This is a genomic window from Saccharicrinis sp. 156 (assembly GCF_050589685.1).
Lineage (GTDB): Bacteria > Bacteroidota > Bacteroidia > Bacteroidales > Marinilabiliaceae > Saccharicrinis.
The window spans coordinates 1-15,735 of sequence record NZ_JBNGOS010000033.1; the positions used below are offsets into that span (position 1 = coordinate 1).

Genomic DNA, 15,735 nt, shown 5'->3' on the forward strand with positions numbered 1-15,735 from the left:
GCCTCGTTTCAGTAAAGCCTTGTTTTATTGCACTTTCAATGTTCACGACGAAGTTCTAATGCATAATCCGGGTTTAACGAAAATTTATGGTCTACAAAGTTGTTAGAGAAATTATTTTTAAAAATATATGTTCAAAAAGGTTGCTACACAACTTAAAGTCTGTTTAAAAGCATTTTCCCTGACATACTTGCGACAATCGTTGAGTTCACTTCTTTTGGGCAATCAAAAGCAAAGAATCACCTTCTTCAAATTCTTTATACCTTTTAAGCAGCAAAATTTTAAAATAGGGTTCAAAGAAATGCCGTAATCTATCTTCGGTGTGATTATTTACAAACATCCCGTTAAAGTTTTCAGTTCCATTTCCTTTCCAAAAGGAGTGACAAATAATACCGTGCCCATTTAAAATTTCACTTTGGCTTACTATTGAATGTTTTAATTCTTCGTCCGTTAAATGGTGCAATACCTTGTTGGAATAAATAACATCGAACACCATGTTTGTTTTTAACGTGATGGCATCCAGTTCCAGAAATGTATCTTCGGGAAACAACATCTTGAGTCGCGTAACAAATTCCTGAGAATAGTCTGACCCCACAACACTGTGATCCTTGCGCAATATTTCAAAATCCGATCCCGGTCCCGAACCTATTTCTAAAACCGTAGCTTTTGGTTTTAAATAAGGTTTTAATATTTGAATAATTTCTGTCCCGTCATGATCTTTGGCCATCCGTATGTACTTATCAACGGTATGCTTATTTTTGTAAAAGTCGCTTTCCATTATTGCGTTATTAGATTTAAAATTTTAGGAAGGAAGATGATTGTGCCGATTACGAAAGCAATGATCGCTCCCCACAAAACGGCTCCCGCTGCCATGTCCTTTACTGTTTTGATGCGTTCATTCTTTTCGGGACTAACACAGTCGGCCAGATTTTCAATAGCCGAATTTACCAACTCCAACGATATAACCATGCCTATACAAAACAGAACGGACAACCATTCTGTGTAGTTTATTTGCAGAACACATCCCAAAATAACCGCCGCGATTGCCGCCAGTAAATGAATACGCGAATTATGTTCCTCTGTCAATAATATCCTTAAACCATTAAAAGCGTAAACAAAGCTTTTTAGCCGTTTGGAGATGGAGAATTTACTTGATGCCATACTTTAGTTTATAGTTTTTCACAAGCTCATACGTATGACTCAACAACTCTTGTCCACCGTAATTACCATGTCCCGGAATAACAATTTCTGCATCGGGATAAGCTTTTTGAACCTTCTCAACCGTTGAATCCCAATCTTTGACCACGGCATCGCTTAAATTTCCCATTCCTTGTGCTTTAATATTCTTCACCATACATCCGCCAAATAATATTTTCGAATCGGGCAACCAAACAGTAATATTATCAAATGAATGTCCACCTCCAAAAAAACGACACTCTACAGGAAGTCCGTTAAAATTTAATTCTCTCGAGTTTTCAAATGATTCTTTTGGCACAGTTAATCCAGACGACAAACATTTATCCACTGTTAGCTTATTGGCCAATGAGTTAACTCCTTGACTATGCATATATTTGATCCCTCCCATGCAGTCAATATGAAAATGTCCGGGAATCAATTGAGTCACATTTATATTCATTTTATCTTTCAGGTAATTAAATAGTCTTTCCGTTTGTTCCATTGTAACAGGAGTATCTACCATAATGGCTTTACCCTGTTTAGCAACTATTAAACCATTGGAAGGAAATGGTTTACCACCATTAAAGCGATACTTTGTGATATGCACAAAAACCGAATCTTTTAAATGAACCAATTGCAGATCCTTATCGATAAATATTTTCTCTTCTTTTTCCAGCTTTCTATTCGAATACAGCTGAATGGCTTTCATGTAGTTTTTTGAACCGTGTGGTGTGATATCTCTGGCAAAGCCGTTTAAATCAGGTTGATGTTTGCCCACCCAACTATTTACGTTATTAAGTCGCCCTCGCCATTTTGCCGCATCAAACTTTGCATAACCTGTAACATCAAGTAGCTTTATTTTATCATCTGTAAGCTTTATCTGTACATTCGAAACCATCGGTTCATCATGCAGAAAATCAACTCGTTTATCACTTTTAGCAATTACGGCTTTAATTATTTCTCCATCCGTTTTTATACTTCTTACTTCATACTTAGGCACAAATACAGAATCCCATTGAAAAACAGTATAAAACTGGTGTCGATTGCTGCATATTTCAAAATCGCCTTCCCTCATCACGAAATCATCCGTAATGTATTCGTTTAAAGATGCATAATTGGAATTAGAAAAAGCTTCAAAATATTCCCTGACTATTTGTTCGGGAGTTTGTTGCGCTAATATCGAAGTACAAAGCTGCAGTGTAACTAACAGGGCCAAATTAAATTGTAGATATCTCTTCATGATGGAAGGGGTTTTATACAAATATCGTATAAAATTTTAAGCTAGTTCAAAAATATTTTCACTTTACAACAGACTCTTCTTCTAGCTTTTGTAATGATATACCACATATTAATATTTAATGGTAAATACATTACCCTCATCCCTCAAATTGAGTATGAAGGAGAATCTTTAGTATTCGTAGGAAAAAAGTCTGGGTTCATAGAATATTGTTGGATAAGAATAGGTATGGGAATACTTTTATACAAAGTTTTATTATGAAGAAATTACGAATTGTATTACCGTTTGTACTGTTATTTTCTGGTTTAATGACTGTAAACGCTTGTGAAATTAATTTTAAGATACAGGATGATAAAAAGCAAGCATATGCTATTGGGGATGTATTAATTGTTGAAGTAGAAGTGGTTTTTACACACAGAACATGTCCCGTGGCGCTAAAAGAAACCAAATTCAAATATCAGGGAGTTAAGATTTTGGGTGCTACGGATTGGAAGCAGATTTCCGGCATGAAATACACCAGAAAGTTAAAGGTTCAGCTTACTGCGTTGAAAAAAGGTAAAAAAGGTAAAAGTCAGATTTTTGCTGTTCGCACCTGCGACAAAGAAGGGGGCTACGGAAACATTGAAATAGAGACACTGTGAAAATAGTCTTCTGCATATTCATTTTTAGTCTGCTTTGCTTGGGTGTTTCATCTGCTCCAATAAGTGAAATAAAGCAAAATAGGGTACAAACGTCGTGCAATACCGAAAAGCAAGACTGTGCTCAATGTCCGTATGCATCAGAGTCCAAAGGTCCAAAATCCGGTACTTCAGGCATATTTACCCTGGGATTAATATTAGCGCTGGCTTCGTATTATTTCTTTAAGCAATACAAAAAAAAATACATTTTAGCTGTAGGAGGTATTGCTATTGTGTTTCTTATTGGATCCTCTTTTGTGAAACCCTCAGCAAGCAATCCTGAATCGTGCATTGTTCTGGCTGAATCATCTTCCGTAGATGAATTTCGCGAAGCAGGTGACGAGTTTATTTCAGCTGAAAAACCCACTGAATTTGGTGACGAAGAAGAATTTAAAGATTCTGCCGATGTGTTTACTCCGGTAAGTACTTCTGAAGAATTTAATAATACGGATGAGCTTTCTTCTGTAGGTGATGAGTTCTCAGCCAATGATATGAACGAATTTTCCGAAGACTTTGGTGAGTTGGCAGAGGCTAATGTTAGTTCGAACGAAGATTGGATAGGTAAAAACAAAACCCACTTAACAGAATTGGGGATTTTGCTGGCCTTGTTGATTGTAATCGGCTTTTTTATTAACAATCCCACCTTTCGTAAACTTCGTCCGCTGTTTTTGCTAGCCATGTTAGTGTGGCTTGGGTTTATGCGAGGAGGATGTCCTTGTATGATTTCATCTTTTCATAATGTGATATTGATAATATTAGGAAACGATGTTTCCTGGGTATCCATGTTATGGTTTTTGGGACTTATCCCAATCACCTATTTTCTAGGGAAGATATGGTGCGGATGGCTCTGTCATTTAGGGGGATTGCAGGAATTCCTGTTCTCAGCTACAAAAATAGAGTTCTTGAAAAGTGCCAAGCACCAAAAAATAATCAAGGGTATTCAAATAACCGTATTTGTAGTTCTGTTGTTACAACTGGCTATTACCCACAGTAATGTTTTTATCCATTATGATCCATTTAAAGTTGCTTTCAATTTATTCTCAGCTACTGTAACTGGATATGTTTTACTGGCCTTACTTTTGGTATCATCGGTGCTTGTTTACCGTCCGTTTTGTCGTGCCTTTTGTCCGGTTGGATTGGCTTTAGGTTTGGTGGCATTATTGCCCAAAGCAAAAAGAATAGTCAAGAACGAGGATTGTGTAGATTGTATCCGATGCAGTAAATCGTGTAAATCAAGGGCTATTATTTACGAAAACAAAACAAGTCAAATAAATATTCAGGATTGCATAGCATGTGGCGATTGTTTCAGCAGCTGCCATAAAAACGCACTGAAAATTTCAACTCAAAAGAGCATGATGTAAATTAGTTAAGCTACAATGGTCTCTTATCTAATATCTCTTAGTCTCTAATCTATTTTTAAAACAAATGAGAATATATTTAATCATATCACTATTAATAATTACAAGCAACAGCCTATTTGCCCAATGGGAATGCCGAAGTAAAATGGGTGCTTCTCTAAAACCGATAGGAGAATCAAACTTGATGTGGGCAGGAGAATTGGTGGGTTCAACAGGATACCTCAGCAATAGTACAATATCCAATACTATGGGGTTTCTGGGTCTGGATTATACAGGTGGGAACTCTACCCTGTATTTTGAAGGTGGTTTTAAATACTGGAATCAATACGATTTTGATACCAATTTTGAATTTGATAATTTCCGCTGGGGACTGCGCGAATTGTTTTATAGTTACCGTTGCGATTATGGGAAACTGACAGTTGGCCTGCAATCCAGCAAGCTCGGCGATCAGTATTTGCTCAACGAAAGGATATTGGGGCTCAGTTATCAGCGCAACAGCGACAATTGGAAAATAAATATTACCGCAGGAAGTGTTTCTGATGATTTTTCCAGGAACGGCACTTTTTGCAGCACCTGCTATCTCTACGATATTATTCCGGGAAGATCAATTAATAATATAGGCTCCGGTATAGGTGAAACCAATATGTTAGGTTTTACCCTGGGTTTTAACCCGGGTAAAAAGAGCAGCCAATCTCCTAATGATGAATTTGGTTCAATGGACGAATTTGAGACACCCAGTTTAATATCAGTCGATGAAGTTGGCTTGGCTATTTACTCGGAATTTGGAAGTGAGGTGAACACTTCATTCTTTACTAGTGGCTTGTATGCTAACATAAAACTACCTGGTGAAATAAATTTTAAACCGGAAGTTCTGTTCCAGTCTGCCGAAGGCAACAATGGACTTATATCCGTTTTAACATTGGATAAAAATCTACTGTGGAACAACGGACATAAAACCTCTTTAATGGCCTCACATTATGGCTTTACTGAAATTGACGATGAAGCTATTGTCTTAAACCGATTCAGTAATATTTTGGCCGGGGAAGTATTAAGACTAGATGCCACTGAAATGCCACTTTTCTTGTTGTCAGCAAAACATACCATCCCTAAGATTAAAACACATTTTAAATGTCAATACGCTTTCTCTAATCCAACCACATCCATGCAAGAATTCGATATTCAAGCGGGAAAAACATTCTTTAAACGCCTGCAAGCCAATGCAATTTTCGGTTATGTAAAGAGCGATTTAATACCTGTTGATGATTCTGCTTTATTGGGAAGGTTAGAATTAAGATTAAACTTTTAATGGTGTATTATGAATAGAAGAGAATTTTTGAATAAGATATTAATATCAGCATGTTCCGTCAGTGTGTTTGCAATGGGTATTTCATGCCACAAAGACGATCCCTATAGTATCGACCAAAGCAAGTGCACCGGATGCGGTGATTGCGTCTCTTCGTGCCCCAATGATGCCATTACTCTTTATGGTGGTAAAGCAAGTATTTCCAGCTCAGATTGTGTTGGCTGCGGTAAATGTGTGAGTCATTGTAAAGAGGGCGCTATCTCATCCTAATTATTAAAGACCATGGAATCGAATAAATTTAATCGGAGAAATTTCTTATTAACCCTGGGAAAAGCGACCAGCCTCATAGCCATACCTCCTTTGTTAAAATCGTGTAGTAACAGCATGTACAATGAATATAAGGTAGATATGGAAAGGTGTACAGGTTGTTCGATATGTGTTGGTGTATGTTATTACGATGCCATTTCTATAGCCGAACCATCGGCCTATTCTATTGATGAAGATAATTGTATCCAATGTAAATTGTGTTCTGATGTTTGTTCAGATAACGCTATTCAGGTAGCTCCGGTTACATTTAATATCAACGAAGAAAAATGTAACGAATGTAGCATGTGCAGTTCAGCCTGCACTTATGATGCTACCATGGTTGCGGTTAAACAATATAGTATTATAGACGAGAATTGTACCGATTGTGGTAATTGTGTTAGTGTTTGTGAGCAAGACGCCATCACCTTGAGTGTTTCAAATGTTTCGTACTCCGTCAATGGCAATTGTGTAGGCTGTGGCGATTGCATCGACAAGTGTGTCAACGAAGGCAACGCCATCAGTTATACTGTGGAAAGCTATTCTGTTAATACCAGTCGCTGCCATGGGTGTACCAATAAATGTTCCAGTGCTTGTTCTTACGGAGCCATTTCAAGCGTTAACGGAAAGGCGTACATCGATACTTCAAAGTGCACCAAATGTGGAAAATGCCTTGACAAATGCGACCATAGCGCCATCACCAATGCCAAGGTCAGTATAACCCAGGATAAGTGTACACAATGTGGTGAATGTTATGCGGTTTGCGATGAGAATGCCATTACTAAAAGTGGTGAATCGGGAAGTTCCGCCTCTAATATTGATGTTTCGAAATGTAACAGTTGCGGACTTTGCTTGCCTGTTTGTAACGACGATGCCATCTCTGTGGAACAGGCAGCTACTCCGGAAACACCGTATATCGATCAGGACTCATGCGTAAGTTGCGGCGACTGCTTTGATGTATGTACTTTCGACGCTGTGGACAAAGAAGTACCCGACGAAACACCATACATCGATGAAAGCCTGTGTACCAATTGCGGTGATTGTTATCCCGTGTGTAACGACGATGCGATAATCAGGGAATTGAACACGGCTGATATTATTCAGGGTAATTGTTCAAAATGCGGAAAATGTCAGGAGGCATGTCCCGAGAATGCGATTCTTAATTCATAATCTGGCTAATTGCGCTTAATTCTTTTATAATCATATGATAAAATTATTTGTTATTGGTTGTTTATTATCGGTGTGCTTAAACATAGCTACTGCCCAAAACGCACAAGCAACAATTAATTTTTGGGGAGTTAAAAAAAGTAATTATGCTATTGGCGACACGTTACGAATCAAAATTCAGGTTAATATTCCCCCTGAAATTTGTAGCGATGGCATGCAAAAAACTAAAATCTATTTATCAGGATTAGATATTATCGAACAAAGTCAATGGAACGCAATGGATAATCGTAATTGGGCAAAAGAAATGACCTTAAAGGTGAGGCCTAATAAAAAAGGCATGGGAAAGATAACTGCATTTAGAAAAGCAGATAAGGGAGAGTTTTTTATTCAGGAAAAAATAAGTATTGCAGAATGAATTCGGTTGTAAGCAATAAACTAAACCGGGGCTTTGATAAGGAGACGACATCCAAAATAATAGTATTGTCTACAATTGTATTAATGGTGGCCGACACTATTTACATGAACATCTCCGGCATACAGTACGGGCACAAAGAAAAGTGTATTTTATACCAATTTTTACCCCGTTGGGCTTTCTTTATCTACGAGCATTTCATGGAGCTGTTTATGGTGGTCATTCTGGGCATTTTCGGTGGTGTGTTAATCGAACAGCATACCAAAAAGGTAAAACGCTTTTTTCCCAAAAATCAATTTCTGGCTTTTCTTTATGCTTCCTTTCTTCCTATTTGTTCCTGCGGGGTGATTCCTGTTGTGGAATCTATGAAACAAAGGGTGAGTTTAAAAACCCTGGTGACCTTTATTATTGCAGCTCCTTTACTAAACCCATATATCGTATTTATGTCCGTTTCAGTATTGGGCGTTAGGTATGCTGTTTTTAGGATTGTGGCTTCTTTGGTATTGGCAATTTCCGTTGGTGTTATGGTAGAAATGGTAGCCCGAATATTTAAAATGGATATTAAAGGAGTATATGACAACTGCAATACCGGTTGTTCAACCTCCGGCAATAGCCCTTTTTTAAAGACAATGGAATATCTAAAAAAACTAATCCCTTATATTTTATTGGCCGGAGGATTAACGCTTGTTTTTGAATACATTCAGCCACAACGATATCTGGAAACACTAAGCTTCAGCAACCAAACCCAAGCCACTTCTCTTATGATGCTAGTTGGTATTCCTATTTACGTATGCAACGGAGCTGATGTATTGTTTCTAAAACCTCTCCTGGATTTTACCGATTTATCCTTGGCATCAGCTATGACCTTTTCATTGACCTCTTCGGCCGTTTGTATTTCTTCCATCGTAATGCTGATAAAATTCTTTGGAAAGAAAATAACCGCTGTATTGCTGCTCTCAATAGTTATAGCAATAGTACTTATAGCTATGGGCATTTCCGGTATTTTGGGATTGTCTTACTAAAAACTTAAACACAACAACGATAAGAATTATACCTGCCGGAGTTATACAGGCATATGGGCCTGCATAAATCGCATACCTCCCATACCATCATCATGAAAATGCCCGGAACCAATTGGATCACCTTAATCCCCATTTTATTTTCAGGAAAGTATACTGGCGCTCCATTTTCTTATACGTAAAAGGAGCATTCACCATGATAGCGCGACCGTTTTTTTGGAATTAATTAACCCGTATAAAGGAAAACGACTGTACTTTTCTGTTGAATGCCCGCTAAATATGCACAAAAAACGAATCTTTGAAATGAACCAATTACAGATCCTTATCGATAAATATGTTCTCTTCTCTTTTCTGCTTTCTATTGGAATACAGCTGAATGGCTTTCTTATAGTTTTTTGAACCGTGTGGCGTTATATCCCTGGTAAAACCGTTTAATTCAGGATGATGTATGCTCACCCAGTTGGTTATGTTTTTAAGTCGGCCGCTCCATTTAGTCATATCAAACCTTGCTTATTCTGTAGCATCAAGTAGCTTTATTTGTACATTCGAAACCATCGGTTTATCACGCAAATATTTAACTATTTTACCACTCTTGGCAACCACCGTCTATCTTGTTTCCCCAACCTTTTTTAGGCTACTTACCTCATACTTGAAAATAAATACGGAATCTCATTGTAAAACGGTATAAAATTGCTGACGGTTACTGCCAATTTTTAAATCGCCTTCCCTCATCACAACATCATCCGTAATGTATTCGTTTAACCCGCAATATGCATTAGAAATTCTATTACACATTGAAATTACTTTAAAACAAGACACTTCGTTGCATCACTTCAACTCACCAGAACGATGCTATGCCTCGTTTCAGTAATACCTTGTTTTATTGTACTTGCAATGCTCATGACGAACCTCCAATACATAATCCGGGTTTAAAAATGCATAATCCGAATTAGAAAATGCTTTGAAATATTCCCGGACCAATTGTTCGGGAGTATGATGGGCAATTGTTGAAGGACAGATTTGAAGCGCAACAAACGGGGCGAGATTAAATTGTAATCATTTGTTCATGACACGAGGGTTTTATTCAAATATCACATAAGACTTTAAGCTTCTTTTTTTTTCTTGCATGATAAAAACTCCATGCTGCACATGCCATAAAATGTTGAATGCAGATTGATATAGCAATTGACTGTTAATATATTATGATATATATGATAACCTGCTTACCCCTTTAAAAAATACACCCTTTCCATTTTTACCCATTCCAGTTTATGTCCTGGAATGGCTTGTTGAAAGTTAGACATCAGCTCCCCCCACTCACTTTGTCTGGGATAGGTTCCCATCTTTTTCCAGCATTCATCAAAGTCGGTAGTAGCGTCAATCTCGCAAATCATAAACATACGGTTATCCACGAGATAAATATCCATCAATTCGATGCCCGCATCATAAATGCCCTGGTTTATTTCGGGCCAATTATTCTCGGGTTTATGGTAATACTTATATTTTTCGATTAATTCCGGGTTATCTTTCAAATCGCAGGTCAGGCAAATTCTTTTTCTGCTCTTCGTACTATTTATAACAATGTGTTCCGTTTCTCTCATATTTTAAAATTGAATTGTTTTATCAAACTAATTGGCATATCCCAACACCATCCCAAAAATAACCAAGATAGCATTACAAACGTTTAAATTATAATATAAAAGTATCTCCATTAAATTCGCGCACTGCATTTACCATGGCGATAACATTTTCGGGGGGTACATCAGGAATAATATTATGCACGGCGTTAAAAACAAAACCACCATCCTTCGAAAATATTTCCAGACGTTCCAACGAATGCTTACGAACCTCATCCGGGGTTGCTTTATTTAAAACTGTTGTGGTATCAGCACCTCCACCCCAAAAGGTAACGTCCCTACCAAACTCCTTTTTTAACCTTTCCGGCTGCATATCTGTGCAATTGGTCTGCACAGGATTTAAAATGTCAAAACCGGCTTCTGCCAAATCAGGAATTAACTGGTAAATCGATCCGCATGAATGAAGGAATGTTTTCATTTCACTATGTTTCTTCACATAATCGTTTAATTGTTTATGGCGTGGTTTATAGAACTCCTGATATAATTCCTTGGGCATAAATGGCCCGCTGGTCATACCTAGATCATCCCCAAAACGAATAATATCTACCACATCCCCCACTGCCGCAACCACTTTCTCCAATGTTTTCATATGACTTTCCAACAAAGCATCCAGCAGCCCATGTACTTCGGCAGGGTACAAATAAGGGTCCATCAAAAAGTTATCCATACGTCGCAAAAAAGATCCCCATTCAAACAAGTTGCATCCCACAACTATCATTAAAGCTTTATCTGTTGTTGCTCGAAGATGTAACGCATTTTTTCTCAAAGTATCCCAAAATCCGGGATCGCTGGCATGATCCCATGGGCTGTGTGCAAATGCACTCCACAAAACCTTATCCATAGCCGGTTTTAGTCCTGAATAATCTGAAGGGAAACCATCTTGCCAGGGATAAATCGTTTGGTCGAAGAAAGTGGCACCTTGCGGCATTTTGGCAATAACTTCACCTTGTGCATCTTTAGCCACATATTCACCAGTTGGCATTAACGCTGGTTTAAACCATTTGGGGTAATATCCGATGGCACCGTTGGCCATGGTAATCGGATACCAATCTGAATCCGAAGCATTAAAGGTTCTTCCTACATCGATGATATCTATACCCAACAAATCAATAATTTCATCGTCGGGTTGCGCCAATTGCTGAACCACATCATAAATCCGGGTGTGCAAATCCGGTTTATTTAAATAATGCAACAAGTTTGAATAAGCAATGGCCGATATACCCGAACTGGGATTACTCCCTATGTCAAAGGGCACTTTATCCGGTTGTTTATGGTTAATAGCGCTTAATACTCTTTCTCTGGGTGTCATGATACATTAGCTTGTTAGTTTATAAGACTCGATATTATGATATCTTACACTCTATATTAAAATTAATTATCTCGCAAAGTTATAGCCTACGGCTTGTCATTCAATGGTAAAAAATTTAATTTTGATGGACTATTTTGTATTTTTATGAACTCAAACCAAATCAAAGATGGTTTTGCCGGACAACGATTGACATACACCCCTGGTAAAACGAAAAAAAGTATTCAAGCGGAAAGTAGGATTAATGATTTATATATTACCCATATCGGGCATTTTCCAAATGCCAAGGGACATTACAGAAACAGACCATTCGGGTGTAGTCAATACATACTCATTTATTGCAGAAGTGGTGAAGGATGGATTATATTGGATGATCAAAAATATATTTTACAACAAAATCAATATTTTATCATTCCTCCTAAAACCAAATGTTCCTATGGCGCTAACGATTCTAATCCATGGGACAATTATTGGATTCACTACACCGGAAAAAATGCGATCAACTATTCACCAACTTGTTCAAAACCAATAACTATTCCAGAGAGTAAATATTCTCGTTTGGAAGACAGGTTGATCGTGTTTGAAGAAATGCTTCAGAACATGGAACAATTCAGCAATTTTGAAAGTGTAGTGTTTGCCAATGTATCGCTTAAATACTTTCTAACTACCTTAAAACATATCGATTGTTATCGAATCTCGCAGGAGGTTTCAATAAAAGATCATGTAAATACGGCTGTTACTTATATGAAAAACAATTTAACAAAACGATTGACTTTAAAAGCATTATCAGAAGTATGTCAGTGTTCTGAATCTAATCTTTACAAAGTATTTATGAAAAAGATGCGTTGCTCCCCTATTGAATATTTTTTGCAACAAAAGATGCAACGCGCTTGCCGTTATTTATCAAGCACTCATTTAAAAATTAAAGATATTGCCTACGAACTAGGATATGATGATCCTTACTATTTTTCACGCCTGTTTACCAAGCACATAGGAAAATCGCCAACGCAATATAGAAATGATGAGGTAGGAGACTAATACTAATAATCCCCAGGTATGGATATCCTGTATTTATAATTCATTAAACCAATCACGCCTTGGGGCTCAAAGGTATTTTCTTAACAACAGAAGATATCTGACTTTCATCCCTAATGGAATATGTATACGGCCAAAGTGGATAAAACAGCCAATGCTTTTATCGATTTTCAAAATACCTCCTGCAAATAGCAAGCAAAGGTTCGGCCTGAAATGGCACCCCCCTATGTACGCGCGGCTGTAAAAAAAAGCAAGGACTGTACAGATATGGTTTCGTCAGATACAACTTTATTTCCGTTAATGTTCTTGGTACTCCCAATGTGTCTGGTTCTCTTATTGCCATTAAAAAACTTGTTTTTGAAGACAAAAAATACTCCTTGGCTGAGATGCAAATGGCCATGGAAAAAGTTTGGGAAGGAGAAGAAGTAATGCGCCAGTATTTCTTTAACTTTTCGAAGTTTGGAAATGATAAAGACGAAAGTGACAACATGACCTTCCGTGCTTCATAAAATGTTAGAGAAATATTGGAAAACAAACAAAATATCAAGGGTTCATTGTTCCGACCGTCTTTGTTCCATTATTGGTGTAACTGTAAAATCTTTTTGTAAATTGTGGACTTTAGTAAATGCCAGGGTGGTTCGTTCCAAATTGAGCTAACACCAAACTTTTTTAAAGCAGGTAGCAATTCGGCGCTATTGATGGATGCTTTCTCAAGAAATTTCTTTGTGAAAGGCGGGGTTCAGATCAATTTTAATTTAACAGATTTAAAATTGTTGGAAGATTCCGTGGAGGATAGCCGGAATCCAGCTTATCATGACATTAATGTTAAGGTTACCCGATATTCGAGCCTCTTTGTTACCATGGATAAAAAATTCCAGAAAGAATTTATTGAAAAGGAATATTATTAAAATATATTAGAGGTTATTAGATTATAGACTAGAAGCATATGACGCTTGAATGAAATCTTTCGATAAAATAATTTTTAATTATTATATTATTTAAGCATGAACTATAGACTATTGACAGCCTTGCTAATACCATTAGCTTTAATGAATTGCGGTCGTACAGATATAAAAAAGGATAACACCAGTATTCATCAAAAACGACTTGAAGATTTTGTTGACATGCGCTTTGGAATGTTTATTTGTTACAACATCATGTCGTATGGAGCTGAGTGGGGCGAAGCTAACTACGACATTAGTAGGTTCAACCCGCAAAAATTGGACTGTAACCAATGGGCAGAGTTGGCTGCCGAGGCCGGAATGAAATTTGGCTTGCTCACCACAAAGCACCACGAGGGTTTTTGCTTGTGGGATAGTAAATATACCGATTACGATGTGGCATCAACACCTTACAAAAAGGATATTGTGAAACAATATGTGGATGCGTTTAGGGCTAAAGGTTTAGAACCCGGATTATATTATTCTATTTGGGATTCGAGCAATCAGATTGATAAAGGTAAGGTTAACGAAAAGGAATTAGAATTTATAAAAGGCCAGTTAACAGAACTGCTCACCAATTATGGAGAAATAAAATATTTAGTATTTGACGGATGGTTTTGGCGCTTTGGGCACAATGAGGTTCCATATAAAGAAATAAGGGAACTGGTTCGCTCGTTGCAACCCGAATGTCTGATTACCGACCACACCCATATGCAATCAACATTTCATGTTGATATTCCTTATTTTGAAGGCCCTTTTGGTGCTTTTCCGAAACAAACGAACACAATGGCCTCCGCATTGGGACATTGCAGTGTAAAGGGCAACGGATGGTTTTGGAGTCCCAAAACACCCAATGGTTTAAAGATGGGAGAATCAGCTCCAAACATTACGCATAAACTGGAAACTTTGGAAAGCAGATACTGTAATTTTTTGCTAAACTGTATGCCTAACAGAGATGGTTTATTGGATACCATATACATAGACTTCTTGTCGGAAATAGGCACCTTATGGAAACCCGATTTTAACCGACCTAAATTACCAAAACAACACCCTCCTGTATTATTCGAGATACGCCCCGTTTCAGCCTCAGCAACCAGCGGTGAAGCAAACCACACTTTTGATGCATCAAAAATCGCAGGCAAAAACTATTACGACTGGATTCCTCATGGTTCTAATCCACAATCAGTAACTTTTGATTTAGGAAGTGTTTATAACGGAATCGAATTAATGCAGATAACTCCCAAACATCGATGTAAACCTGCTCCGGAGACCAGCTTAACAGATGGTAATATTAAACATTGCAAACTATGGGTTAGTAAAGATGGAAATAAATTTAAGCTCATTAAGGAAGAAAAATGGTTAGCCGATGGCGATATGAAAAGCATCCAATTCGAATCAAAAAACACCCGTTTCCTTAAGCTGGAAATATTAGAACACGAAGGTGCAAATCCTATTATAAATGAAGTCGTTATTGGTGCCCATTCAAAAGCGCCCGTTATCCAAATCAATGAATGAACAAAACGCTAATATACAATATACATAATATAAACACCCATATCGGTCCGGTTTTGCGCATTGTTATCTATTATAATAAAACTAGACGTATCACTAACATGCTTCAACTCACCAGAGCGTTGCCATGTCTAATTTTATCAACTCTTTGTTTTACAATTCCTTAAACACTCATTACATACCTCTAGGGTGAAAACTATAAAAAAGTCAATTCCCTAAACTAAAAATAGAGATACGGACACCATTGATTCCTGGTGTAACAGACAGCCTTGAAAACTTGCATCAAATTGCCTTATATATTTCAGTTAATTTTCCTGGTTCTGATGGAGAGCTTTGCCTTTTCAATGACCTGTGTGCCGGCAAAAATCTTAAAATGATCAAAATATGGCTTCATTCGAATAAAAAGCACTCACATAAAGATTACGAAGTTTTTCGGCAAATTCAAGATGATTATCCTGGTATTAACTTGTTGATATCGGGATTTGTGGAGAGTAATACTTTTTTGATTATGGAATTAACGACAGCTATTTCCTTAATACTGCGCAACTGGTTGTCCTGAATATGTTTTGGCAATTAATAACATCGTTAAATGAACCTGTTTCGAATATTTCGGGAAAGTAAGTTTAACCTTAAACTCATTAACCAATAGGTAATA

At 37.4% G+C, this 15,735-nt stretch carries 17 protein-coding genes and 1 pseudogene; 11 read left to right on the forward strand and 7 right to left on the reverse strand.

Features of this window, described 5'->3' with window-relative positions; translation table 11 throughout:
- Positions 1-205: 205 nt before the first annotated feature.
- The 3 genes from ACRD64_RS18585 to bla are packed head-to-tail and all read right to left on the reverse strand — an operon-like array spanning position 206 to position 2,413.
- Positions 206-775: a class I SAM-dependent methyltransferase gene (locus tag ACRD64_RS18585; protein WP_430934965.1), complete on the reverse strand. Its 570-nt coding sequence runs from the start codon at positions 773-775 to the stop codon at positions 206-208.
- Positions 775-1,158: a diacylglycerol kinase family protein gene (locus ACRD64_RS18590; protein WP_430934966.1), complete on the reverse strand. Its 384-nt coding sequence runs from the start codon at positions 1,156-1,158 to the stop codon at positions 775-777. The genes ACRD64_RS18585 and ACRD64_RS18590 overlap by 1 nt, the downstream gene beginning before the upstream one ends.
- Positions 1,145-2,413 (reverse strand): subclass B1 metallo-beta-lactamase, encoded by a 1,269-nt coding sequence (gene bla, locus ACRD64_RS18595; protein WP_430934967.1) that lies wholly within the window; start codon positions 2,411-2,413, stop codon positions 1,145-1,147. Before bla ends, ACRD64_RS18590 begins: the two co-directional genes overlap by 14 nt.
- 254 nt (positions 2,414-2,667) lie before the next feature.
- On the opposite strand from bla, the gene ACRD64_RS18600 reads away from it, so the two are divergent.
- The 7 genes from ACRD64_RS18600 (at position 2,668) to ACRD64_RS18630 (ending at position 8,652) form a co-directional block, all read left to right on the forward strand.
- Entirely contained in the window at positions 2,668-3,051 is a 384-nt protein-coding gene (locus ACRD64_RS18600; RefSeq protein ID WP_430934968.1) for a hypothetical protein, read from the forward strand.
- On the forward strand, positions 3,048-4,448 hold the full coding sequence (locus ACRD64_RS18605; protein ID WP_430934969.1) for a 4Fe-4S binding protein: 1,401 nt from the start codon (positions 3,048-3,050) through the stop codon (positions 4,446-4,448). The genes ACRD64_RS18600 and ACRD64_RS18605 overlap by 4 nt, the downstream gene beginning before the upstream one ends.
- Before the next feature lie 64 nt (positions 4,449-4,512).
- Complete coding sequence (locus ACRD64_RS18610) at positions 4,513-5,751, forward strand: hypothetical protein (RefSeq protein ID WP_430934970.1); 1,239 nt, start codon at positions 4,513-4,515, stop codon at positions 5,749-5,751.
- A gap of 9 nt (positions 5,752-5,760) precedes the next feature.
- Complete coding sequence (locus tag ACRD64_RS18615; protein WP_430934971.1) at positions 5,761-6,018, forward strand: indolepyruvate ferredoxin oxidoreductase subunit alpha; 258 nt, start codon at positions 5,761-5,763, stop codon at positions 6,016-6,018.
- Between the two features lie 12 nt (positions 6,019-6,030).
- On the forward strand, positions 6,031-7,221 hold the full coding sequence (locus tag ACRD64_RS18620; RefSeq protein WP_430934972.1) for a 4Fe-4S binding protein: 1,191 nt from the start codon (positions 6,031-6,033) through the stop codon (positions 7,219-7,221).
- A 34-nt stretch (positions 7,222-7,255) separates the two neighbouring features.
- On the forward strand, positions 7,256-7,633 hold the full coding sequence (locus ACRD64_RS18625; protein WP_430934973.1) for a hypothetical protein: 378 nt from the start codon (positions 7,256-7,258) through the stop codon (positions 7,631-7,633).
- Positions 7,630-8,652 (forward strand): permease, encoded by a 1,023-nt coding sequence (locus ACRD64_RS18630; RefSeq protein ID WP_430934974.1) that lies wholly within the window; start codon positions 7,630-7,632, stop codon positions 8,650-8,652. The genes ACRD64_RS18625 and ACRD64_RS18630 overlap by 4 nt, the downstream gene beginning before the upstream one ends.
- A 309-nt stretch (positions 8,653-8,961) precedes the next feature.
- On the opposite strand, the gene ACRD64_RS18635 is transcribed toward ACRD64_RS18630, so the two are convergent.
- From ACRD64_RS18635 to ACRD64_RS18650, 4 genes are all read right to left on the reverse strand, one after another.
- Complete coding sequence (locus tag ACRD64_RS18635) at positions 8,962-9,147, reverse strand: hypothetical protein (RefSeq protein WP_430934975.1); 186 nt, start codon at positions 9,145-9,147, stop codon at positions 8,962-8,964.
- Between the two features lie 171 nt (positions 9,148-9,318).
- Positions 9,319-9,444 carry a hypothetical protein gene (locus ACRD64_RS18640; protein WP_430934976.1) on the reverse strand — a complete coding sequence of 42 codons (126 nt, stop codon included), beginning with the start codon at positions 9,442-9,444 and terminating at the stop codon, positions 9,319-9,321.
- Between the two features lie 428 nt (positions 9,445-9,872).
- Complete coding sequence (locus tag ACRD64_RS18645) at positions 9,873-10,250, reverse strand: L-rhamnose mutarotase (protein WP_430934977.1); 378 nt, start codon at positions 10,248-10,250, stop codon at positions 9,873-9,875.
- Between the two features lie 88 nt (positions 10,251-10,338).
- Positions 10,339-11,595: a uroporphyrinogen decarboxylase family protein gene (locus tag ACRD64_RS18650; protein ID WP_430934978.1), complete on the reverse strand. Its 1,257-nt coding sequence runs from the start codon at positions 11,593-11,595 to the stop codon at positions 10,339-10,341.
- A 144-nt stretch (positions 11,596-11,739) separates the two neighbouring features.
- Here ACRD64_RS18650 and ACRD64_RS18655 point away from each other — a divergent pair, with 144 nt between their 5' ends.
- From ACRD64_RS18655 to ACRD64_RS18670, 4 genes and pseudogenes are all read left to right on the forward strand, one after another.
- Positions 11,740-12,630 (forward strand): AraC family transcriptional regulator, encoded by an 891-nt coding sequence (locus tag ACRD64_RS18655; protein WP_430934979.1) that lies wholly within the window; start codon positions 11,740-11,742, stop codon positions 12,628-12,630.
- A gap of 239 nt (positions 12,631-12,869) precedes the next feature.
- Positions 12,870-13,136 (forward strand): annotated as a pseudogene (locus tag ACRD64_RS18660) (pyruvate formate lyase family protein); the annotation flags it as partial.
- 102 nt (positions 13,137-13,238) lie between these two features.
- The gene (locus tag ACRD64_RS18665) at positions 13,239-13,535 is read left to right on the forward strand and encodes a hypothetical protein (RefSeq protein WP_430934980.1); all 297 of its coding nucleotides are present in this window, start codon (positions 13,239-13,241) and stop codon (positions 13,533-13,535) included.
- 96 nt (positions 13,536-13,631) lie between these two features.
- Entirely contained in the window at positions 13,632-15,083 is a 1,452-nt protein-coding gene (locus tag ACRD64_RS18670) for an alpha-L-fucosidase (RefSeq protein ID WP_430934981.1), read from the forward strand.
- The last annotated feature ends 652 nt before the right edge of the window (positions 15,084-15,735 follow it).